The 21,990-nt window shown below is 68.5% G+C and carries 24 protein-coding genes; 14 read left to right on the forward strand and 10 right to left on the reverse strand.

The features are described from left to right. Positions 1–66: 66 nt before the first annotated feature. From V6D00_10145 to V6D00_10155, 3 genes are all read right to left on the reverse strand, one after another. A complete protein-coding gene (locus tag V6D00_10145; protein ID HEY9899531.1) occupies positions 67–402 on the reverse strand; it encodes a hypothetical protein in 336 nt (111 codons plus the stop codon). A gap of 75 nt (positions 403–477) precedes the next feature. After that, on the reverse strand, positions 478–1,806 hold the full coding sequence (locus V6D00_10150) for a S8 family serine peptidase (GenBank protein HEY9899532.1): 1,329 nt from the start codon (positions 1,804–1,806) through the stop codon (positions 478–480). A 93-nt stretch (positions 1,807–1,899) separates the two neighbouring features. Then, complete coding sequence (locus tag V6D00_10155; protein HEY9899533.1) at positions 1,900–2,154, reverse strand: hypothetical protein; 255 nt, start codon at positions 2,152–2,154, stop codon at positions 1,900–1,902. A 204-nt stretch (positions 2,155–2,358) separates the two neighbouring features. On the opposite strand from V6D00_10155, the gene V6D00_10160 reads away from it, so the two are divergent. Genes V6D00_10160 through V6D00_10175 form a run of 4 tightly spaced genes read left to right on the forward strand, consistent with a single transcriptional unit; the run spans position 2,359 to position 5,338 of the window. Next, positions 2,359–2,637 carry a hypothetical protein gene (locus V6D00_10160; protein HEY9899534.1) on the forward strand — a complete coding sequence of 93 codons (279 nt, stop codon included), beginning with the start codon at positions 2,359–2,361 and terminating at the stop codon, positions 2,635–2,637. 16 nt (positions 2,638–2,653) lie between these two features. Further along, positions 2,654–2,851: a heavy metal-associated domain-containing protein gene (locus V6D00_10165; GenBank protein ID HEY9899535.1), complete on the forward strand. Its 198-nt coding sequence runs from the start codon at positions 2,654–2,656 to the stop codon at positions 2,849–2,851. A gap of 27 nt (positions 2,852–2,878) precedes the next feature. Then, positions 2,879–3,328 carry a thioesterase family protein gene (locus V6D00_10170; protein HEY9899536.1) on the forward strand — a complete coding sequence of 150 codons (450 nt, stop codon included), beginning with the start codon at positions 2,879–2,881 and terminating at the stop codon, positions 3,326–3,328. Between the two features lie 18 nt (positions 3,329–3,346). Continuing rightward, on the forward strand, positions 3,347–5,338 hold the full coding sequence (locus V6D00_10175; protein HEY9899537.1) for an ATP-binding protein: 1,992 nt from the start codon (positions 3,347–3,349) through the stop codon (positions 5,336–5,338). On the opposite strand, the gene V6D00_10180 is transcribed toward V6D00_10175, so the two are convergent. After that, entirely contained in the window at positions 5,312–5,923 is a 612-nt protein-coding gene (locus V6D00_10180; GenBank protein HEY9899538.1) for a pseudouridine synthase, read from the reverse strand. The genes V6D00_10175 and V6D00_10180 overlap by 27 nt on opposite strands. A gap of 94 nt (positions 5,924–6,017) precedes the next feature. On the opposite strand from V6D00_10180, the gene V6D00_10185 reads away from it, so the two are divergent. Next, positions 6,018–6,470: an NUDIX hydrolase gene (locus V6D00_10185; GenBank protein HEY9899539.1), complete on the forward strand. Its 453-nt coding sequence runs from the start codon at positions 6,018–6,020 to the stop codon at positions 6,468–6,470. An 8-nt stretch (positions 6,471–6,478) separates the two neighbouring features. Here V6D00_10185 and V6D00_10190 read toward each other — a convergent pair whose 3' ends face one another. The 4 genes from V6D00_10190 to V6D00_10205 all read right to left on the reverse strand — a co-directional run bounded on the left by V6D00_10190 (position 6,479) and on the right by V6D00_10205 (position 9,862). Continuing rightward, positions 6,479–7,855: an aldehyde dehydrogenase gene (locus V6D00_10190; GenBank protein HEY9899540.1), complete on the reverse strand. Its 1,377-nt coding sequence runs from the start codon at positions 7,853–7,855 to the stop codon at positions 6,479–6,481. A 23-nt stretch (positions 7,856–7,878) separates the two neighbouring features. Next, positions 7,879–8,928 (reverse strand): tRNA 2-thiouridine(34) synthase MnmA, encoded by a 1,050-nt coding sequence (gene mnmA, locus V6D00_10195; protein ID HEY9899541.1) that lies wholly within the window; start codon positions 8,926–8,928, stop codon positions 7,879–7,881. A gap of 31 nt (positions 8,929–8,959) precedes the next feature. Next, positions 8,960–9,181 carry a hypothetical protein gene (locus V6D00_10200; protein ID HEY9899542.1) on the reverse strand — a complete coding sequence of 74 codons (222 nt, stop codon included), beginning with the start codon at positions 9,179–9,181 and terminating at the stop codon, positions 8,960–8,962. A 141-nt stretch (positions 9,182–9,322) separates the two neighbouring features. Then, positions 9,323–9,862, reverse strand: a complete 540-nt coding sequence (locus V6D00_10205; GenBank protein ID HEY9899543.1) for a hypothetical protein — start codon at positions 9,860–9,862, stop codon at positions 9,323–9,325. A gap of 312 nt (positions 9,863–10,174) precedes the next feature. Between V6D00_10205 and V6D00_10210 the strand changes: the two genes are divergently transcribed. From V6D00_10210 to V6D00_10245, 8 genes are all read left to right on the forward strand, one after another. Continuing rightward, the gene (locus V6D00_10210) at positions 10,175–11,443 is read left to right on the forward strand and encodes a patatin-like phospholipase family protein (GenBank protein HEY9899544.1); all 1,269 of its coding nucleotides are present in this window, start codon (positions 10,175–10,177) and stop codon (positions 11,441–11,443) included. Positions 11,444–11,449: 6 nt separating this feature from the next. After that, positions 11,450–12,607 (forward strand): DNA double-strand break repair nuclease NurA, encoded by a 1,158-nt coding sequence (locus V6D00_10215; protein HEY9899545.1) that lies wholly within the window; start codon positions 11,450–11,452, stop codon positions 12,605–12,607. A gap of 57 nt (positions 12,608–12,664) precedes the next feature. Beyond that, positions 12,665–13,243: a hypothetical protein gene (locus tag V6D00_10220; protein ID HEY9899546.1), complete on the forward strand. Its 579-nt coding sequence runs from the start codon at positions 12,665–12,667 to the stop codon at positions 13,241–13,243. Then, positions 13,240–14,901 (forward strand): ATP-binding protein, encoded by a 1,662-nt coding sequence (locus tag V6D00_10225; protein ID HEY9899547.1) that lies wholly within the window; start codon positions 13,240–13,242, stop codon positions 14,899–14,901. Before V6D00_10220 ends, V6D00_10225 begins: the two co-directional genes overlap by 4 nt. Before the next feature lie 117 nt (positions 14,902–15,018). After that, positions 15,019–15,492 carry a hypothetical protein gene (locus V6D00_10230; GenBank protein ID HEY9899548.1) on the forward strand — a complete coding sequence of 158 codons (474 nt, stop codon included), beginning with the start codon at positions 15,019–15,021 and terminating at the stop codon, positions 15,490–15,492. A gap of 117 nt (positions 15,493–15,609) precedes the next feature. After that, positions 15,610–16,089, forward strand: coding sequence for a hypothetical protein (locus tag V6D00_10235; protein HEY9899549.1), 480 nt, complete (start codon positions 15,610–15,612; stop codon positions 16,087–16,089). Positions 16,090–16,208: 119 nt separating this feature from the next. Then, positions 16,209–16,520, forward strand: coding sequence for a hypothetical protein (locus tag V6D00_10240; GenBank protein ID HEY9899550.1), 312 nt, complete (start codon positions 16,209–16,211; stop codon positions 16,518–16,520). 9 nt (positions 16,521–16,529) lie between these two features. Then, positions 16,530–17,969, forward strand: coding sequence for a hypothetical protein (locus V6D00_10245; GenBank protein HEY9899551.1), 1,440 nt, complete (start codon positions 16,530–16,532; stop codon positions 17,967–17,969). Positions 17,970–18,018: 49 nt separating this feature from the next. Here the strand turns inward: V6D00_10245 and V6D00_10250 are convergent, their stop codons facing one another. After that, positions 18,019–18,897 carry a nitrilase-related carbon-nitrogen hydrolase gene (locus tag V6D00_10250; GenBank protein ID HEY9899552.1) on the reverse strand — a complete coding sequence of 293 codons (879 nt, stop codon included), beginning with the start codon at positions 18,895–18,897 and terminating at the stop codon, positions 18,019–18,021. Between the two features lie 51 nt (positions 18,898–18,948). Continuing rightward, positions 18,949–20,166, reverse strand: coding sequence for an HD domain-containing phosphohydrolase (locus tag V6D00_10255; GenBank protein HEY9899553.1), 1,218 nt, complete (start codon positions 20,164–20,166; stop codon positions 18,949–18,951). A 220-nt stretch (positions 20,167–20,386) separates the two neighbouring features. Here V6D00_10255 and V6D00_10260 point away from each other — a divergent pair. Beyond that, the coding region (locus tag V6D00_10260) for a leucyl aminopeptidase (GenBank protein HEY9899554.1) at positions 20,387–21,990 on the forward strand (1,604 nt) is incomplete at its 3' end.

A 21,990-nucleotide genomic window follows, 5' to 3' on the forward strand; every position in this document is an offset into this window, starting at 1 on the left:
CGGTGAGGTCCCATCTTATCATCCCGCAGGAGCGAAACGAGGGTCACCCCGCCGCGGCCCGGGTCCCTAGGGCGTTTGGCGCGTTTTGTCGAACTGCTTCCTCTTGGCCTGGGCCTGCTCGTGGGGGTTGAAGGCACTGCCCGAGCCGCGCACGCCCTCGGGGGGGGTGGCCCCGTAGGCCCCCGCGTTGGCCCCTCCCTCGGAGCGCTGCAGGCGCCCCCCCGAGACCACGGGCCCCTGCGAGCCGAGCTGGTTGACTGCGGGCTGGTCGCTCGGGTTGTAGGCGGCTCCAGGGCCGCCACCGCCTCCGCTCGGGGCTTTCGCGGCGGGCTTGCCTTGCTGGCAGGCCGCGATCGCCACGGTCACGGCGAGGACGAGCGGGGTGAGCGAGCTGATGCGCATGCGGCCCTCCTGCTCCTTGCTGGAAGGAGACGAGGCCATCATAGGCGCTGGGGGATTGGAGGCAACGGGTGGCTGTTACTTCATCCCCAGGGCCCGCAGGGGGTTGATCCGGCCGTGGCCGGTGGCGGTGTCGAAGCCCGGCACCCCCACGTCGTCGGCGCTCGCCTCGAGGCGGGTTCTGACCTGCTGGGGGCTGAGGCCCGGGGTGTGGCTGAGCATGAGGGCCGCGAGGCCCGCGACGAACGGGGTCGCCATGGAGGTGCCGGACATCTGGTCGTAGTCCTGGGCGACCAGGCCGTGGACCGGGTAGGTCGGGGTGGTCGAGAGGATGCCGTCGCCGGGGGCCGACACCGAGATCCAGCGGCCGGCGTTGGAGAAGTAGGCGCTCTTGTCGTCGCCGTCGGTCGCCCCCACCGCGATCACCCCGGGGAGCGCCGCGGGGTAGCTCGGGCTCACGCCGTAGCCGGCGTCGGGGTCGGCGCGGTCGTTGCCCATGGCGGCCACCACCGTCACGTTGCGCGACAGGGCGTAGGCCACGGCCTTCTCGAGGGCCTTCGAGCCGCCGTAGGCGCCGAGGCTCATGTTGATCACGTGGGCGCCGTGGTCCACGGCCCACACCACGCCGCTCGCCACGTCGCTGGAGAAGCCGCTCTCGTTGTAGGCGAGGCTCTTGACGGGCATGATCCGGCAGCGCGGGGCCATGCCGGTGATGCCCCTCGAGTTCTCGGAGGCCGCGATGATGCCCGCCACGTGCGTGCCGTGGCCGCTGTCGTCCATGGGGCCCTTGTCAAGGAGGTCCACCAGCTTGGTGGTGCCGTCGTCCTGGTCCTCCTCGATCTGCTTGACGAAGTTCTTGCCCGTCACGACGCGATCGCGCAGGTCGGGGTGGGTCACGTCCACCCCGGTGTCGACGACCGCGACCACCACCCGCGGGTCGCCGAGGGTGGCGTCCCATGCCTGGTAGAGCGACGCGCGGAAGCCGACGTAGAGGCCGCTGAAGGCCCCGAGGCTCGAGTCGGGGTCCTGGGGGCGGTAGCCGGCATGCATGCGGACATCGGCCTCGACCGAGGCGACGGCGGGCTGGGCGGCGATGGCGCCGAGCGCGATCTCACGCCTGGCCGAGGCGGGCAGGGCGAACACGCTCATGCCCAGCTGGGGCAGGTCCTGGAGCGCGCGCAAGCCGAGGCGCGCCGTCAGGCTCTCCTTGCCCGAGGCCGCCTGGCCCGCCTTGAAAGAGACGAGCACCCGCCTGGTCGAGTAGGTGCCGGAGGGCATCTTGCCGGCGCTCGCCATCTGGTGCGCGGTAGGGCTCACCCCCGCCCCGCCGCCCAGTCCGCAGCCGGCCGTCGCGGCCGTGAGGGCCGCGACGAGAAGCGCGATGGGATCGAGGGCGCGTCGGGACAAGGAGGCTTCCTCCGCAGATCGCAGGACCTTTCGATCTTATCGCGAAATCGCAGGAAAAGTTGCCTCGATCAGCGGCTTGGCGGCCGAAGACGACTAGCCGCGGTGCTTCAGGCCTGCGGCCAGCTCGACCCCCATTCCGGGCGTCCGCCCGATGCGGCAGAGGCCGTCCTCGGCGTACGCGCGCCAGGCGTCGCTGATCTCCTCGGGCGGGATCAATCGTCCTGCGTGCTCCAGGTGCCAGGCGAAATGGGCGTCGTCCAGCTGGTCGAGCACGAATTTCTCGGGGCCGGGCCCGGGGCCGAGCAGCTCGACGATGCGGTTCTCTAGATCGTACTCACGACGGCGCATGGCAACCTCCTTCGGACAGAATCGGCACGCGGATTATGCTCCCGGTCTCCATGCGCTACAATGTTCGTTTGCGCGATGGGCCCCCCCGGTCCCGGGCGGACCGGTGCCGATATTCGGCCCATGTTTCGGGAATAAGAAGCTTGCGAGCGTGTGGCGCGGGCGCTTGGCCTTGCCCTGCCGTCGAAAATCAAGGAGGTCCACGTCATGACATTGCGCGATCGCCTGCGGAAGATCATGGATGAAGGCGACCTGGTCGAACTGTTCTTCGCGCCGACCAACAACTACTACCTCGCCCGCCTCACCCGCATCGGCCAGGACTACATCGAGTTCGACGCCTGCGACGAGGAGGAGAACGTCGTCGCCCACAACCTGATGCCCCTGCAGCTGCTGGTGGGCATCACCACCTCTTCGATCGACCGCAACCGCGAGAAGCTGGAGCTCATCCTGCGCCGGGACGCGGAAGGCGGGCAAGAGGTTCGCTAGGAGGATGATCCCCGCCATGCAATCGCTGAGCGTCACGGGCATGACCTGCCAGAACTGCGTCAAGCACGTCACTTCCGCCCTTTCTGCCGTTCCGGGCGTCACGCGCGTCTCGGTGGACCTCGCGACCGGCATCGCCCGGGTCGAGGGCGATGCGAGCCTCCCTTCGCTCCTCGACGCGGTGCGCGAGGAGGGCTACGACGCGGCCGTAGTATAATGGCCCCGCTAGAGGGGGCCTGACGCCATGAGCCTGTCGCGCGAAGTCAAGACCTCGCTGCGCGTTCGCTACGCCGAGACCGACGCCCAGCAGGTCGCCTATCACGCCAACTACATCGTGTGGTTCGAGGTGGCGCGCGGGGATTACCTGCGCGCCATCGGCCTCGACTACAACGCCATGGAGGCCTCGGGGGCCTTCGTGGTGGTCGCCGAGCTGCAAGCGAAGTACCTGGCTCCGGTCCGGTACGACGACGAGCTGACGATCGTCAGCCGGATCGCCGAGCTGCGCAGCCGCTCGTTCCGCTTCGCCTACCGGGTCTACAAGGGCGATCGCCTCGTCACCGAGGGCTGGACGGCGCACGTGGTGGTCAACCGGGAGGGACGTCCCATCTCGATTCCGCCCGAGCTGCGCGAGCGCCTCGAGGCGGAGGACGGCGAACGCTGGCAGGGGGACGCGCTCGTCAGCCCGCAAGCCTGAGCCGGCCAAGGGGGTCACATGGACCCGAAGCTGAAACGCATCATCACCGTGCTGCTCCTCTCGGGTGTGGGGGCCCTTCTCAACGCCTTCCCGCTCACCCTCTTCCCGGGCCTCTCATTTCTGCTCGGTCTGGTGCCCGTCCTGGTGGCGGCCGTCATCGGGGGGCCGGTGGTCGGTGCCTTCGTGGGCGTCTTCTCGACCCTTCCGACCCTGTTCTACTGGCACGATCCCCTCGCGCCGCTGCGAATGGGGGCGATGGGCGCCTTCGTCGGCGCGCTCGCCCCGGGGCGGATGCCGCTGGTGACGGCCCCCTTGTTCTGGCTGCTGTTCGGGATTCCCTCCGAACTTTTGTACGAGCCTGCGTGGCCCCTCGCCTTCACGCCCCTCACCCTCCTCACCCTCCTCACCCTCCTCACGTTCGGCTGCAAGCAACTCCTCAACGCCCTGATCTGCGCGGCGGCGGCCGACGGCCTCTTGCTCTGGCCCTGGATGCGCGACCGGTTGCGCCTGGCCTATCCGCACCCACGCCTGCCGACGGTCGATGTGAGGAGCTTGCTGATGGTGATGATGGTGCTCGTCGCCAGCATCCCCACCGTGCCCTTGACCTTCGTCGGGACGCGGCAGTTCACCCGCGGCTGGAACGAGCGGGTGGAGACGATCGCCTACCAGACCCTTCGCAGGGTCAGCGTCCATGTCCTCGACGGCCCCCGGGCCGGGGCGCTCGCGCCGTCGCTGGGCAGGGAGATGGACCGGCTGCGCCCGCCGGAGCTCGAAAGCTTGCTCATCGTCGACCGGCGGGGCAAGGTGCTCGCCTCGAGCGGGAAGCCCGCGCCGCCTGCCCTGCAGGCGCGCTTGCCGCTCCTTGGGGCCTTCGGCACCGTCTGGGTGTCCCAGAAACCGCCCTCGGCGCCAACCATGGCCCAGCAGCTGGCCGGGCTTCAGGTCGTCCACATCGCCATTCCTCAGGCCGGCTTGCAGGCGGTGGCGGTCATCGACCAGGTCCGGCTCGTGACCGACGTGGCCTTGCGCCTCTTCCTGGCGCTGATGCTCATGGTCGCCGCGCTGTTCGCGGCCATGGGGTTCGCCTCGCTCATGATCCCGCTGCTGGAGAGGCCCCTTGATCGCCTGAGCGGCGCCCTGAGGGCGGTCGCGGGTGGCGACCTGTCGGTGAGGGCGGGCCCGGAGGAGCTCAAGGAGGTCGACGAGCTCGCCAGGTGCTTCAACGTGACGACCGAGCACCTGAGGACGACCGTCACCGATCTGCAGGACGCGAACCGGCGCCTCCAGGTCGCCATGGACAAGCTGACCGAGCTCGACAAGGTGAAGGGGACCTTCCTCAACGCCGTCAGCCACGACCTGCGCATTCCCCTCACCTCGATCGTGGGCTATGCGGAGTTCCTGCAGGAGGGGATGGGCGGGAGCCTCGGCGACGAGCAGCGACAGTTCGTCGATCAGATTCTGAAGTCCAGCGACTACATGGCCCGCCTGCTCAACGAGCTGCTGGATTTCGCGCGCTTCGAGTCCGGGCGCTTCAAGATCGAGCGGGTCGAGTTCGACTACGGCCCCTTCCTGCGCGAGACCTGCGCCAAGTTCGCCTACGAGGCCGATCGCAGGGGGGTGGCCCTCGAGCTCGAGCCCCTGAGCGAACCTCTCACCCTCGTGGCGGATCCGGACCGCCTGACCCAGGTGCTCAACAACCTGCTCTCCAACGCCATCAAGTTCACCCCCGCCGGCGGGCGGATCGCGGTGCGGGCCTGCAGGGTGGTCGGCGGTCGCGTCCGGACGGAGGTGAGCGACATGGGCGTCGGGATCCCGGCCGAGGCCATCCCTCATCTCTTCGAGCAGTTCTTCCAGACCGAGGCGGGCAAGAAGGCGGGTGGCACGGGGCTCGGGCTGCCCATCGTCCGGACCATCGTGGAGGCCCACGGCGGCGAGGTCGGGGTCGACAGCGAGCCGGGCAAGGGCAGCACCTTCTGGTTCAGCTTACCTGCGACGCCGGCCGCCGAGTGAAGGCGGCCGAAAGAGGGCCCGGAGCGCGGCGACCTCTTCGTGGGTCAGGTCGCGCCACTGGCCGGGAGCCAGGGGGCCCAGCGAGAGGCCGCCGAGTCCGACCCGGTAGATGCGCAGGGTGGGGAAGCCCACCGCGGCGGTCATCTTGCGGATCTGGCGGTTGCGCCCCTCGCGCAGCACGACCCTGAGCCAGGCGGTGGGGACGCTCTTGCGGAAGCGCACCGGCACGGGCCGCTCGCCCAGCGCCGGGGGCTCGCCCAGCAGCTCGAACTCGGCCGGGCGGCTCCGCTTGCCCTCGAAGACGACCCCGGTGCGCAGGGCCTGGAGCGCGGCCTCGTCGGGGACGCGCTCGACCTGGACCAGGTAGGTCTTGGGGTGCTCGTAGCGCGGGTCCGTGAGCCGGTGCGCGAGCGAACCGTCGTCGCTCAAGAGCAGCAGGCCCTCCGAGTCCTTGTCGAGGCGTCCGACCGGGTACACCCCCGGGACGCCGACGTAGCCCCTGAGGGTCTGCGCGGGATCGTCGCCCGAGAATTGACTCAGGACGTCGTAGGGCTTGTTGAGCATGAGGTAGCGGAACGCGGCCATGGAGTAATTCTAGCGCCTCTTTCGGCTCCTTGCGTGTTAGAATGAACCATTCCTCAAGGCATCCCTTGCGGATTTGAAAGGATGGGAAGCCCTCTTGGCCAAGGTCAAGCACCAAGTTTCCTCGGGCGGCCTGGTTTTCCGCCGGCACGAGGGGCGGCTCGAGGTCGCGCTCATCGCCATTCGCGGCGGGCGCGTCTGGGCGCTGCCGAAGGGCCGCGTCGAGGCCGGGGAGACCCTCGAGCAGACCGCCCGGCGCGAGATCTTCGAGGAGACCGGCGTCGAGGGCGAGGTCGTCGATCGGCTCGGCACCATCTCCTACTGGTTCTACGCCAAGGAGGAGGAGGTCAAGGTCCACAAGACCGTCCACTTCTACCTGCTGCGCTACGTAAGCGGCGAAGCGACCGACGCCTGCGACGAGGTGGACGAGGCCCGCTGGTGGCCCCTGGACCAGACCCTTCCCATCCTGACCTACAAGAGCGAGCGCGAGACCGTCGAGAAGGCGATCGCGCTCTTGCGCGAGCGCGGCGAGCTTCCCGCTCAGGGCTGAACGCCTTATTACCGGATCAACTTCCTCAGCAGCCCCAGGCGCCCGGCGTAAGGCGGGTACTTGAGCGCCAGATCGAGCCAGGTCGCGGCCTCGTGGACGGCCTTGCGGTGAGAGAACGTCTCGAACGAGTGCTCGCCGTGGTAGGCCCCGAGCCCGCTCTCGTTGCGGCCCCCGAAGGGCAGGCCGGGATCGGCCAGGTGAACGATGGTGTTGTTGACGCAGCCGCCGCCGAAGGGCACCTGCGCGATCACCCGTTGCTGCTCGGCCCGGTCCTCCGAGAAGACGTAGAGCGCGAGCGGGTTGGGGTGGTTGCCGATTGTGGCGATCGCCTCGTCCAGGTCCTCGACCTTGAGCACCGGCAGGACGGGGCCGAAGATCTCGTCCTGCATGGCCGGGTGCGAGGGGGACACGTCGCGCAGGACGGTCGGGGCGATGTAGCACCGCTCGGCGTCATGCTCGGCGCCCACCACGACGTTTTCCGGGGTGATGAGGCGGCAGAGGCGCTCGAAGTGCGCCGCGTTGACGATGCGGCCGTAGTCGGGGCTCGCGGCGGGGTCGTCCCCGTACATCTCCCGGATGGCCACCTTGAGCGCGTCGAGGAAGGGCCCGTAGACGCCCTTCTCGACGAGCAGGTAGTCGGGTGCCACGCAGGTCTGGCCCGCGTTGGTGAACTTGCCCCACGCGATGCGGCGGGCCGCCACGTCGAGCCGGGCCTTGGCGGTGACGATGGCGGGGCTCTTGCCGCCAAGCTCGAGGGTCACCTTGGCGAGCTGCTCGGCGCCGGCTCGGGCCACGATCCGCCCGATCCCGGTGCCGCCGGTAAAGAAGATGTGGTCCCACTTCTCGGCCAAGAGCGCCTCCGAGACCTCCTTGCCGCCCTCGAGGACCGCCACGTGCTCGGGGGAAAAGGCCTCGCGCACCACCTCGGCGATCGCTTGCGAGGAGGCGCTCGCAAGCTCCGAGGGCTTGAGGATGGCGGTGTTGCCTGCGGCGACGGCGCCCACCAGCGGCGAGAGCGAGAGGCTGACCGGGTAGTTCCAGGGGGCGATGATGAGCGTCGCGCCGAGGGGCTCGTGGTAGAGGCGCTGACGCCCCGGCTGGAGGACCAAGGGCGTCGGGACCCGGCGGGGGCGGACCCAGCGGGGCAGGTGCTTGAGGGTGTGCCGGACCTCCTTGAGGACGAAGCCGACCTCGGTCAGGTACGATTCGGCCTCGGACTTGCCGAGGTCCGCGCGCAGCGCGTCGAAGAGCGCCTTCTCGCGCCGCTGAAGGGCGCCCTGCAGGCTGCGCAGGCTCTCCATGCGAAATTCAAGCGCTTTCGACTTTCCGCTCGCGAAGAAGACCCGCTGGGCGGCAAGGAGGGGCGAAAGGGTCTGCCGGGGCATGGGGACCTCCCTTGCTGCGGGGCTCAGCCGGCGATCACGCCGCCCGCCACCAGCACGTCGCCCGCGTAGACGGCGGCCACCTGGCCGGGGGAGGCTGCGAACTGGCCCTCGTCGAAGTCGATGCGGAAGCCGTCGGCGGTGGGGGTGACGGTCGCGGGGGCGGGGGGCGTCTTGTAGCGGATCTGGACCTCGGCCCTGAAGGGGGCCTCGGGGCGTGCCCAGGAGACCCAGTTGACCTCGCGCGAGACGAGCGAGTCGACCAGGACCGCTTCGCGGGGCCCCACCACCACGGTGTTGGTCGCGCGCTCGAGCCGCACCACGTACATGGGCCTCGCGCTCGTGATGCCCAGGCCCTTGCGCTGGCCGACGGTGTAGTAGGCGATGCCCTCGTGGGTGCCGAGGCGCTTGCCGCTGACGTCCACGATGGGGCCCGGCGAGAGGCGATCGCCGATCTCGCGCTTGAGGAAGCCCAGGGTGTCGCCCATGACGAAGCACACGTCCTGGCTGTCTGCCTTGTGGGCGATCGAGAGCCCGATCTGCTCGGCGATGGCGCGGGTCTCGGCCTTGTGGAGCTCACCGAGCGGGAAGATGACGCGAGCAAGCTGGCGCTGGTCGAGGCGGTAGAGCATGTAGGACTGGTCCTTGCTCGGATCCACCCCGCGCAGCAGCTGATGGCGGCCGTGCTCCTCGCTGTAGCGCACCCGGGCGTAGTGGCCGGTCGCCATGGCCTCGACCTCGAAGCGCCACTCGGCCTCGTCGAACAGCTCCTCGAAGCGGACCTCGGCGTTGCAGATGGTGCAGGGGTTGGGGGTGAGGCCCGCCTGGTAGCCCTCGGTGAAGGCGTCCACCACCCGCTGCTTGAAGGGCAGGATCAGGTCGATGGTGTGGTAGGGGAAGCCCAGGAAATCGGCGACGCGCTTGGCCTCGAAGACGGAGCGGGCGTCGCAGCAGCGGGATTCTGCGTAGTTGAGCGAGGTCACCCCGACCAGCTCGTGCCCCGCCTGCAAGAGGAGGTGGGCGGCCACGGCGCTGTCGACCCCGCCGCTGAGTCCGATTGCGACTTTCTTTGCCATGCGGCCATTATAGCACCGCCGCTTCAGTTCATCAGTTGAGGTCCTGGACCAGGCCGCGGAAGGCCTGGGCGCGCTCGCTCGTGTCGTAGGTGCTGATCAAGGGGGCGTCGGGGCGCGTCGGGGCGAGCGAGGCGGGAGCCAGGGCGCTCGGCGGATCCATCAGGAAGACCCCGAGCCAGACCACGGCCATGATGAGGGTGGCCATGGAGATGGTGCGGAAGAGCTGCTCCAGTTCGGGCGATTGGGTGTTCATCGGGGTCCTCCTCGGGGTGCCTCAAGCTGCCTCGATGCTAGGCCCGCGGTGTTGCGGCCAAATCACGGGAGGATCACGCGCAAAACAAGAAGTGGCGCGGGATCCGCCGGGATCCCGCGCCACTGAGCCAGGGCTAGGCGCCTACCACCAGCGCGCGCCGTAGCGCCAGGCGTAGGGGCGATAGTAGTTGCCGTAGCCGTAGTAGTACGGATAGTAGTAGGAGCCGTAGTAGGGATACGAGTACGGGTAGTAGTAGCCGGCGGACAGGTAGTACGGATAGTAGAAGTTGTTATAGGGATAGTAGCTGAAGCCGCCCCAGCCGAGGCCGCCAAAGCCAAAGCCGCGCCCACCCCAGCCAAAGCCGCGTCCGCGCCAGCCGCGTCCCCATCTCTGCTGGGTGCTGCGCTCGTTGCCCTGCGCCAGCGGACCCTGGAGCTTGTCGGCGGGCAGATTGACGAGCATCTTCTGCGCGTCGGCCTCGCTGATCCGCCTGGGAAGCGCCTTCAGGACCTCGTCGTTGGTCGCCTGGCCATCCATGAGGACGGCGCGCTCGGGGGCGAGCTGCGCGGCCGGCTGCTGTGCGTCGGCCGTGGAATTGACGGTCGGAGCGGGGGTCGAGCATCCGGCCGCCGCGATGGCGAGACCGGTGACGATCCAGGTTTGCATGTTCACCCGTTTCATCGTTCGCAACCTCCTGGCCCTATGGGCCATCCGGCGGCATCAGGTCCGAGCGGTGATGCCGCCCCTGTGCGCCGAGGTCGATGCTAGGGGGTGTTCGCCCCGGCTACAACGCGTGCTCTCGCGCTTGTGTAGGGGGCGAGCTTGGGCCTTGGAGCCGGGTGCAGCCCCCCTTCGTGCTGGGAACGGTCGACTTGCCCTCAGCATGTTGGCCATTTTTTTGAACAAGGGCCGCTTCGCTGCGCGCGCGACGATCATGCGCCTGCTGGGTACAAAGAGGGTGCGAGCGATGGCGCTCGCCCGGAGGAGCGCGACATGGGCAAGGTTGGTTTGGTACTGTGCGGCGGGGTCGCCAAGGGGGCGTACGAGGCGGGCGTCCTCAAGGCCATCGCGGAGCACCAGATCTATCCCGACGCCATCGTGGGGATCTCGGCGGGGGCCATCAACGGGACCTTCGCCGCCCAGCTCATCGCCGCGGGCCAGTTCACGGGCCAGGCGGTCGAATCGGAGCTGGTCCACCACTGGCGCGAGACGGTCAACGCGCAGAACCTCTACCAGGGCTTCGGCCGGATGGACGGCGACGAGATGGAGCGCCGCAACCTGCGCACCCTCTTCAACCGCATCGGGGTCGACCCCCTGCGCCGCCAGTACCGCCCGCGCATCGGCTTCGATTCCCTCTTCGCCTTCGAGCAGCTGATCCGCGGCGACTTCGCCTCGCTCATCTCCCACCACTTCGTCCGGCAGATCATGGAGGACTACGTGCGCCTCCCGCAGGTCATCAAGCGCCCCGTCAAGCTGAGCCTGGTCGCCACCGACCTGATGGGCTCCACCTCCTTGAGCGACGCGATGGAACTCGCGGCCCGCTACTCGGTCTACGAGGACTACGTCTGGAGCAACGAGGCGAGCCACGAGGACTGGGAGGCGAACGTCCAACCTCGCCTGACCCGGATGATCGAGGCGTCGAGCTCTTTTCCCTTCCTCTTCCCCCCGACCCGCGACGCGCAGAGCGGGGCGATGCTGTTCGACGGCGGCCTGATGGACAACGCCCCCATCGGCCGCGTGATCCGCATGGACCCCGAGATCGACACGGTGCTCGTGGTCTCGGGAGTGACGGTGGTCGATCGGCCCGAGCACGAGCCCGACACCCTCTACGGGGTGCTGGGCCGGGTCTTCTCGATGCTCGCGGGTCGCTTCGTCATCCAGAACTACCGGAAGGTCCGCAAGGAGAACGACAAGCTCGAGCGCCTGCACGAGCTGCTCAAGCGCGGCAGGAACGGCAACGTCCTCCAGAACGCCTTCAACCAGACCCTCGCCCAGGCCGCGGGTTACAAGAGCCTCGACGACCTTCTGGAGCGCCGGATCGTGCGCTTGATCCCCATCTTCCCCAAGCCCTCTTTGCCGGGAGACGTCTTCGAGGGCTTCTTCCGGCCCGAGCTCCGCGAGGCCTACATCCAGCAGGGCTATCGCGACGCCAGCGCCGCGCTCGGGCGCGAGGCCTGGGTCTCCACCGACGCGGGAGTCGCCGACATCCCCGAGGAGGCCCTCATCATGGCCCGCGCGTTCGACCACGCCTTCGATGCCTAGCTAGCGATGCTCTACCGCGATCGCCTCTCGGCGGCGCTCGAGGCCTGCGCGAGCGCCTTCGACGCCTACGACGCCGCCCTGAGCGGGAGCCTCGACGCGCTGGGGGCAGCGCTCGACGCGCTCGGCCTCGCGCGCGCCGAGGACGTTCGCGAGGCCCTGGCAGCTTTCGAGGCTCCCGGCGCCGTGCCCACCGCGGAGTGGGACCAGGGCACGCGCATCCCCTTCGGCCAGGCATGGAGCGATCACGCCGCGGCGCGGGAATGGGCCGCCGCCACGCTCGAGGGCCGGGCGACCTTCGCCGCCGACGGCAGCCAGATCGAGCCCGACCGGCGCTTCTCGGTGCCGGTGGCCCTGGTCCAGGTGGGCTGGTTCGAGAACCTTCACTCGCGCGAGGCCCCGCACTACCGCAAGGACGTGGACGTGCGCGTGCTGGGCCCCGACGACCTGCGCGAGGACGAGGTGGGCCCCCCCAAGCGCAAGGTGGACCTCGCGCGCTTCGAGCTCGAGGTCTCGGCCCTGCGCCGCTACCTGGGGCAGCCGGGGCCCGCGGGGCGCATCGCCTACCTCGACGGCAGCCTGGTGGTCTCCTTTGCCGAGAAGCGCAAGCAGGACGCCTACGCCCAGCGCTACGTGGAGCTGGTGCGGGGGCTCTTGGCCGACGCCGAGGCCGCCCGGGTGCCGCTGGTCGCCTACGTGGACACCTCGTACGCCCACGACCTCTCGACCATGCTCGCTTGCTGGGGGGGGCTGTCGACTCACGGAGGGGTGAGCGACGCGGCCCTGCTTTCGGGGCGCCTGGGCTGGGGCGATCGCACCCCGGGCGCCGTCTGCGCCCGCGAGGGCATCCTCGACGCCTACGGCGACTGGGCACGCCGCATCGGCTTCTGCTACCTCCAGACCAGCGCGGACGCTCCGCCGGCGCGCCTGGAGTACCCGCTCTGGATCCAGGAGCAGGGCCTTCTGGACGAGGTGCTGGACGTGGTGCGGGCCGATGCGATCGCGGGCGGCGGCTACCCCTACACCATCGCGGCGGCGGACGCGACGGCGGTGATCAGGGCCCCGGACCGCGACGCCTTCTATCGTGCCGTCCAGGAGTTCCTCGCGGCGCGCGGCGTGTCGCTGCGCTTCTCGAAGAAGGCCCTCTCCAAGCTCCGGCGGCGCTAGCTTGAACTCAATCGGTTGTTCTAGAATCTCGAGGGAGCCATGACTGGAGGGATCGCCTTGCGCATCGGAAAGATCGTCTCGTCGCGATCGCACCTGGACTACGTCTGCCAGATCTACCACCCGGGCGAGATCCCCGACGTGCCCTCGCCCGCCTCGTACGCCTTCGGCCGCTTCGTGCGCCTCTCGGGGGATGCGGTCGGCATCGTCTACGACTCGCAGCTCCAGAACCCCGACTTCGGCAACTTCGGCCCGCGCCTGAGCAACTCGCCCCAGGAGATCCGGGTCTTCACCCCTGACCTCATCGACGAGCAGGCGACGCTCGTGAGCCTCCTGCTGCTCGGGCGCCTGAGCGGGGCGCACGGCATCCACGAGGTGCCGGGCGAGGTGATCCCGGTCCACTCCGAGGTCGAGACCCTGCCGGACGAGGCCTTCGTGGCCTTCCACCGGGACGAGGCCGGCCGGATCCAGCTTCGCTACCTTCCTTTGGTGCAGGCCCACGGCGGGCCCGCGAGCCTCAGCCTGCTTCTGGCGGTGCTCGATCGCCTCAACTCCCTGTGCCCCGAGGATCGCGCGCGGCTCGGCGTCCTGCGCAACGCCCTCAACTGGCAGCGGACCATCCAGGCGGTGAAGGCATGAGCCAGGACCTGCTCGTCGGCACCGTCAAGGGCCCGGGCGAGAGCGCCCAGGAGTACCGCTTCATCACCCCGGACAACGCGCGCACCAAGGTGGGCGAGTTCGTCTACTACCCGATCCAGGTGGAAGGCGCCGAGCGCCTGATCCTCGGCAAGATCACCGAGAAGGCCATCGTCCGGACCCTGCCCGACGCCTTCCTGGCGGATCCCCACATCCCGCCGTCCGAGGTTGCCGAGCTCATCGGCTTCGACATGGCGACCCCCGAGCTGTACGAGGTGACGGTGGCGATCGCGGGCTACTTCGACCCGCGCTTCAAGGGCTTCGTCAATCCGCGCGTGATGCCGGATCCGGGCGTGCGCGTCCACCTCGCCGGCAGCGCCCTGCTGACCGAGGTCCTGAGCCCCAAGACCCAGGGCGCCTTGGGCTCGGCGCACCTCGGCTCGCTCTTGACCCGCGCCCCCGGCGAGGTGCCCGTGGTGCTGGACGTCAAGAACCTGGTCTCGACCCACCTCGCGATCCTGGCCTCCACGGGCTCGGGCAAGAGCTACACGGCGGGCGTCCTCATCGAGGAGCTGCTGCGCCCCTACAACCGCGCGGCGGTGCTCGTCATCGACCCTCACGGGGAGTACCACACCTTTAGGGAGTTCGAGAGCCATCCTGATTTCGAGCAGGGAGGGTACCGCCCCCGGGTCCGGATCATCCCTCACGACCAGGTGAGGATCCGCTTCTCCAGCCTCACCGAGACCGACGTGCGCTCCTTGCTGCCCATGATGAGCGAGAAGATGAACGCCTTCTTGGGCAAGGCCTTCGACCGCGTCCGGGGGCGCAAGGGGGACGGCCACCTGTGGGGGCTCCAGGACCTCTTCAACGCCCTCGACGCCATGCGCAGCGAGGGGGCCGAGGACGACCCTTCCTCCAACGCGAGTACCATCGAGGGCATTCGCTGGCGCCTCGAGGACCGCTTCGCCCGCTCGCGCATCTTCCACGACCGCGACCACCTGCCCCTGCCCGAGCTGTTCTCGCCCGGCCAGGTCACCGTCATCCAGCTCAACGAGATCGACCAGGACATGCAGCAGGTGATCGTCTCGACCCTTCTGCGGCGCATCAACCGCGCGCGGATGGACACCAAGAACGGCAAGGTCCACGACGGCGAGACCTACGTGCCCTACCCGGTCTTCGTGCTGCTGGAGGAGGCGCACCGCTTCGCGCCGGCGGGCGCCACGGTGGTCAGCACCCCCATTCTCAAGACCATCCTCGCCGAGGGGCGCAAGTTCGGAGTCGGGGTGGGCCTCATCACCCAGCGGCCCGGCAAGCTGGACAGCGATGTGCTCTCCCAGTGCATGACCCAGTTCATCATGAAGATCGTGAACCCCCTCGACCAGCAGACCATCGCAAGCTCGGTCGAGGGCGCGGGGCGCGACCTGCTCGACGAGCTGCCGGCGCTGACCAAGGGCCAGGTGGTGGTCGCGGGGGTTGCGATCAACACGCCGGTGCTGTGCCAGGTGCGCGCGCGCCTGACGAGCCACGGCGGAGAGACCATCGACGCCCCGCAGGAGTGGCTCGACTACTTCGGCGTGGGCCAGGAGGAAGCCCGGGCCCAGGACGCGGCCGTGCTGCGGCCGCAGGCCAAGGCCGAGCGCTTCCGCGGTTATTCCATCTGAATCCGGCCGAATGAAGATTTAACGCAAGCAAAACTTCGCTTTGTTCCCGGGCGGGAAACTCAGCCGGTGCTCGGCGGGATAACGAAGCAGGATCGTTTTTTGCAAGGGAGGGCGCCAATGGGCATCGACGGCATCTCGGGCGGCGGAATGCAGGGCTTGCAGCGGGCCCAGGGTACGCCGGACCTCAGGCAGCTCCAGGAGACCGGCGCCAAGCTGGATCAGGAGATCAAGCAGCTTGCCGAGCTCATCAAGAGCGCCATGGCCAGCGGCGCCAACCCCGAGGCCCTGAAGGCGCTCATGGCCCAGCTCGCCCAGCTCCAGCAGGTGGCGGACGCCACCCAGGGCCAGGGCGGCATCGACGCCCAGGGCGGCGGCCAGCAAGGCGGCGGTGGGGCCGCGCCCCTCGACGTGGCGCGCAAGCTCGACGACCTCAAGAAGCAGCTCGAGGCGATCGCCCAGTCCGGCGGGATCGAGGCGGGCGCGATCCAGGCGCAGCAGCAACAGGCCCAGCTTCAGCAGCAGATGCAGCCCGGTGCCATGGAGCGCGACCGCAACATGGTCCAGACGCCCAACCGGCTCGGCATGTACTGAGCCTCCCTCGGCGCCCGTGACCCTTGCGGGGCCGAGATTTCGTTTGAATTGACCTGGCGCGGCCTGCGGGGCCCGGGCTAGATGGTGGGCGGGACGACCCTCAGGGAGGAACTCGCCATGCCTCGACTGCCTTGCTGGGTGCTGGCTGCGATCGCCTTTGCCTCGGTGAGCGCCTGCGACAACTGGACGGGCGCCTACGGCCCGCGCAGCGAGCAGAATCCCGTGATCGTCCGTTTCGAGGCGCGCGCCGCCTCGCCCCAGCAGGATCGAGGCCCCTTCGAGCTGATGGCCCTCGCGAGCGGGGTGGGGACGATGGCCTTCGACTGGCGCACCAGCGCGGGGCTGCTGTCTGTCGCCTCCCAGAGCGTGCCGGTGGCCTCGGATTCGCTCGCCACCAGCTACAGCGCCTACATGCCGCCGCGCACCCCGGGCACCTACGACGTCACCCTCACCGTCAAGGACACGGGGGGCGGCGCCTTCCAGCGCACGGCGCGCTTCCAGGTGGACGAGCGCGGGGCCCGGGTCCTGTCGCCGCAGCCGACGGGCATCCCCTGGCCTCCCGGGCTCATGGTGCTGCGGCTGGGTGAAAGTTACTAACGAATGGTTAGTCCCCTAGCCAGACGCGCCGCGATCGACGATAATGGAGGCCTTGCGGGTCGCGCGTCGTGCCGAGTCGCAGCAGTTCTTACGCTCTCAATTGAGGTATTGACGCGATGATGACTTGTCCGAGCTGCGGCTACAAGGAAGACACCAAGTTCTGCAAGCACTGCGGGGCCCTGATGGTGTCCGAGGCCAAGGCCAGCTACCTTCAGACGCCTCAGTTCACCGGCATCACCATCCCGCCTCCCACCGCGACCGAGGGCTTCAAGGCCGACGACCTGGATGCCCTGGGCATCGAGGAGCGCGACTTCGGCGACGACGAGCACGGCGAGGGAGGCAAGGACTCCTGGTTCGGCATCGGCATGGTGCTGGTGCTGGTGGTGATCCTCGTGGCCTGGGGCATCGCGCGCGCCACCGGATCCAACTAGGAAGCGCCCATGACCATCGTCGGAAACTGCGCCCTCAAGCCCTCTCACGTGGACCCGGTCGAGGCCTGCCTGGCCCTCAACCGCATGGCCGAGGGCCAGGCGATCTTCACCTCCACCACCCGCGACCATCACCCGGCGAGCAACATCCCCTGGCGCATCTCGCCCGAGCCCTTCTGCATCTCCAAGGAGACCCACCTCTACGTCAAGAGCCTGGGCAACCACCTGCTGCGCTTCTACCAGGCCGCCAACAAGCTCTACTACGAGAGCATCAAGGACAAGGTCGCGCCCTGGGTGGCGGCCTACCTGGAGCAGGGCAAGCCCGAGCACCTGATCGAGTACGCCCGCATGAACCGCCAGAAGAAGCTCCTTCCCGCGATCATCCGGCCGGATCTCATCTTCACCGACGAGGGCCGGGCGATCGCCTGCGAGCTCGACTCGGTGCCTGGCGGCCAGGGCTTCGTCTCGAGCCTCTCGGCGGCCTACTCCGCGCTCGGGTTCGAGACGGTGGGCGGCGCGGACGGCATGCTCCAGGGCTTTTCCCGCATGATCCGCGCCCAGGTCCCCGAGGTGGCCGACCCCCTCGTCGCCATCGTCATCTCGCAGGAGTCGAACGACTACTGGAACGAGATGGTCCACGTCGCCGACGCCCTCAACGCCGCGGGTCTCTTGCGGGTGAGGGTGGTTCGCCCGGAGGGCCTGCGCTACGCCGACGAGGCCTTCTGGCTCGACGCCGAGCGCCTGGATGTCATCTACCGCTTCTTCGAGCTGTTTGACCTCAAGAACGTGCCCAAGACCGAGCTGATGATGTACGCGGCCAAGAAGCAGCAGGTCGTCGTCACCCCCCCCTTCAAGACCTTCCTCGAAGAGAAGATGCTCTTCGCCCTGTTCCACCACCCCATGCTCCAGGCCTTCTGGCTGCAGGAGCTGGGAGCCGAGAGCTTCCATGCCATGGAGCGGCTCATCCCGCGCACCTGGATCGTGGACGCGCGGCCCCTGCCTCCGCACGGGGTGATCCCGGGCCTTGCGATCGAGGGCCGTTCGGTCAGCGACTTCCGCGACCTGATCCCGACCACCAAGAAGCAGCGGGAGTACGTCCTGAAGCCCTCGGGCTTCTCGGAGCTCGCCTGGGGCAGCCGGGGCATCACCTTCGGCAGCGACACCCCTTCCGAGGAGTGGGCCACCAAGCTCGAGGCGGCGCTCTCGAGCTTCGCAGAGACCCCCTACCTCCTGCAGGAGTACCACAAGCCCGCCAAGGTCGAGAGCCGGTACTACGACTTCAACCGCGCCGAGATCCGCAAGTTCGACGGCCGCGTGCGGCTGTGTCCCTACTACTTCGTGGACGGGGACCAGGCCCACCTGCACGGGATCCTGGCCACCGTGGCGCCCGCGGACAAGAAGGCCATCCACGGCATGGTGGACTCCACCATGGTCCCGGTGATGGTCGAGTAGGAACCACAGGAACAAGGCCCCGGAACCACTCGGTTCCGGGGCCTTTTCGCTAGGGGGTCTGGGCCGTGAGGGCCTCGTAGGTCTCGGGCCTGCGATCGCGGTAGAACTGCCAGGTGTCGCGCACCTCTCGGATCACGTCCAGGTCCAGGTCGCAGACGAGCAGCTCGTCCCGGTCGCGGCTCGCCACCGCGACCATCTGGCCGCGCGGGTCGCAGAAGTAGCTCTGGCCGTAGAACTCCCCGATGTTCCAGGGGGCCTCGTGGCCGACCCGGTTGATGGCGCCGACGTAGTAGCCGTTGGCGACCGCATGGGCGGGCTGCTCCAGCCTCCAGAGGTACTCCGAGAGGCCCGCCACCGTGGCCGAGGGGTTGAAGACGATCTCGGCCCCGTTGAGGCCGAGGGCCCGGGCGCCCTCGGGGAAGTGCCGGTCGTAGCAGAGGTAGACGCCGATGGTGGCGTAGCGGGTCTCGAAGGTGGGATAGCCCAGGTTGCCGGGCTTGAAGTAGAACTTCTCCCAGAAGCCGGGGTGCAGGTGGGGGATGTGGTGCTTGCGGTACTTGCCCAGGAAGGTGCCGTCCGCGTCGATGACCGCGGCGGTGTTGTAGTAGACCCCCGGCATCTCTTCTTCGTAGATGGGGACGATGAGCACCATCTGGTGCTGCCGGGCGAGATCCTGCATCAGCTTGACGGTGGGGCCGTCGGGGATGCGCTCGGCCGCCTGGTACCAGCGGGTGTTCTGCTCGGCCGGGAAGTAGGGGCCGTAGAAGATCTCCTGCAAGCAGAGGATCTGGACGCCTTCTTTGCCTGCCTCGTGGATCATGGCGACGTGGTGGTCGATCATCGCCTTCTTGATCGCTTCGATGGGCTTGGAGGTGTCCTTCTCGACGTTCGCGGCCTGGATCAGGCCGCACTTGACCGTTCTTGCCATGGTGATGGGTTTTTCCTCAAGGTAAACGGGGGCCAGAAGCCCCATTATACCCTAGGCCTTGATCTCGGGCCGGTAGAGATCCTGGATCACCAGGCGGCCGTGCTTGGCCAGGTCGATCAGCTGGCCGTCCATCTCGACCACCGGCCGGGTCGCGTCCTCGCGGTTGACCTGGGCGACCTTGGCGATCTCGCCCGAGTTTAACAACACCAGCGCGTTCTTGGGGTAGGGCACGATGAAGTTCTGGAACGCCCAGACCATCCGGCGCTCGAAGTGGGTGTCCATGCCCTCCAGCATGATCCGATAGGCCTGGTTGGGCGGCATGCCCTTCTTGTAGACGCGGTTCGAGATCAGGGCGTCCCACACGTCGCAGATCGCGACCGCGCGCGCCATCTCGGGGATGTCGTTGCCCTTGAGGCCGTAAGGGTAGCCGCCCCCCGCCCACTTCTCGTGGTGGTGAAGGACGATCCCCTTGATCTCGGGAGTGGCCCAGCGGTGGTTCTGGATGAGGCGCAGCCCCTTCTCGGAGTGGGTCTTCATGACCGCGAACTCCGCCTCGGTCAGCTTCCCCGGCTTGTTGAGGATGAAGTCGGGGATGAGGTTCTTCCCCACGTCGTGAAGGAGCGCGCCGATGCCAAGCAGGCGCAGCTTGTCGACGGGGTAGCCGAGGGTGACTCCCATCAGGAGGCTCAGGCTCATGACGTTGGCGGAGTGGGCGTAGGTGTACTCGTCGTAGACGCGCAGATCGCAGAGACTGTTGAGGATCTCCTTGTTCATGACGATCTCTTGGAGCGTGGTCTGCACGCACGAGTCGGCCTTCTCGAAGTCGATGGAGGCCGACTCCTTGTAGGTGTTGGCGATCTCGCGGATCGAGGCGACGTTGTGGGTGACCACGTCGCGCGCCAGCTTCTCGATCCGGCTCTCGGCGAAGCGCGACAGGGCGCCGGTCTCGGCGCGCGACGGCGCGGGCGCCGGGGTCGAGGCCGGCTTGGGGGCGTCGCCCGCGCCGAAGAGGCGTCCCAGCGGGCCGGTCTTCGCCGGCTGGCGTACCGGGGCGGCCAAAGGGCGCGGGGTGGCCTGCACCGGCTGGGCCTGGAAGTTGATCACCGCCACCGAGTCGATCCCCGCGCGGTAGAGCAGCGAGAGGTTCTGGGGGGTGATGGCGGTGCCGGGCCCGAGCAGCTGCTGCCGGTTGGCAGGGTGGAACACTGGCTCGGCCAGGACCATCCCGGGCTGCAGGGCTTCGAGGGGGGTGCGAATCGACGTGCTCATGCGAATCCGTCAACCATTTCTGAATCGTGCCGGCGAGGGAGACGGCAGGGGATGACCCTCGCCTGACATGATATACCCGCCACCCTGCTCGATTTATCGAATTCGGGTCCCTCCATCGCGCCTCGCGCGCATGGGCCCGCGTGAAATCTGTTATCATGGGGTTTAGACGGGCTTAAACTAGCGGAACGCTCAGGCCGTCGAAAGAATTTGAGGAGTCTCTATGAAGCTAACCATCAAGACCGGTGCTCCGGCCGCCGAGAAAGGCGAACTGATCGCGATCGCCCTGTTCGAAGGCGAAACCAAGCTCAGCGCCGACGCGCTGGCCGTGGACAAGGCCCTCGGCGGCATCGTCTCCGACGTGATCAAGTCGGGCGACTTCGCCGGCAAGCTCAACCAGACCATGATGATCCCCACCGGCGGCAAGCTCGGCGCCAAGCGCCTGCTGCTGGTGGGCCTCGGCAAGGCCAGCGAGCTGACCGTCGACCGGGTTCGCCAGGCCGCCGGCAAGGCGACCGTGACCGCCCGCGACCTGGGCATCAAGACCTTCGCCAGCTCGGTCTTCGGCCTCGACGCCGAGGACATCGACGCGCACGCGACCGCTCGGGCCTTCGTCGAGGGCATGCTGCTCGGCGATTACCAGTTCAACCGCTACCGCACCGAGAACAAGGACAAGCACAAGTACCTCGACGGCGTGACGCTGCTGGCCGCCGACAAGGCCCAGTCCGAGCTCATCGGCGAGGCCCAGGCCGAGGCCGAGGCGATCGCGAGCTCGGTCGCCCTGAGCCGGGACATGGTCTCCATGCCCCCCAACGACCTGACCCCCTCGGTCATGGCCGACATGGCCAAGCAGATGGCCACCGAGGCCGGGATCACCTGCAAGGTCCTCGACGAGAAGCAGATCAAGCAGCTCGGCATGGGATCCTTCCTGGGCGTCGCCCAGGGCTCGATCGACGCCGAGCCCCCGCGCTTCATCGTCCTCGAGTACCTGCCCAACGGCGACAAGGAAGCCCCCCTGGTCTTCGTCGGCAAGGGCATCACCTTCGACTCGGGCGGCATCTCCATCAAGCCCGGCGAGGGCATGGAGAAGATGAAGTACGACATGGCCGGTGCCGCGGCGGTCATCGGCGCCATCCGCGCCATCGCCAAGCTGGCCCTGCCCGTCAACGTGGTGGCCCTGGTGCCCGCCACCGAGAACATGCCCTCGGGCGACGCCATCCACCCGGGTGACGTGCTCACCTCCATGAGCGGCCTGACCATCGAGGTCATCAACACCGACGCCGAGGGTCGCCTGATCCTCGCCGACGCCCTGACCTACGCCGAGCGCTACAAGCCCCGCGCCGTGGTCGACCTCGCGACCCTCACCGGCGCCTGCGTCGTCGCCCTGGGCAGCCAGGCCATTGGCCTGATGACCAACGACGACGCCTTCGGCGAGAAGGTCCGCCAGGCCGGCGAGCGCTCGGCCGAGCGCGCCTGGAAGCTGCCCATGTGGGACGACTACTTCGACCTGATCAAGAGCGACGTGGCCGACCTCAAGAACACGGGCGGCCGCGCGGGCGGCACCATCACCGCCGGCGCCTTCCTGTCGAAGTTCGCCAAGAACTACCCCTGGACCCACCTGGACATCGCGGGGACCGCCTGGAACGAGAAGGGCGGCACCTACGTGCCCAAGGGCGCCACGGGCATCGGCGTTCGCCTCCTGGTCGAGCTGGCCACCGAGTACGCCTCCGAGGCGGCCTCGGCCCCCCAGCCCGCGGCCGTGAAGGCCGCCGCCAAGGCCCCGGCCAAGGTCGCCAAGGCCCCCGCCGCCAAGGCTCCGGCCAAGAA

The organism is Pantanalinema sp. (genome assembly GCA_036704125.1).
In the GTDB taxonomy this organism is placed as follows: domain Bacteria; phylum Cyanobacteriota; class Sericytochromatia; order S15B-MN24; family UBA4093; genus JAGIBK01.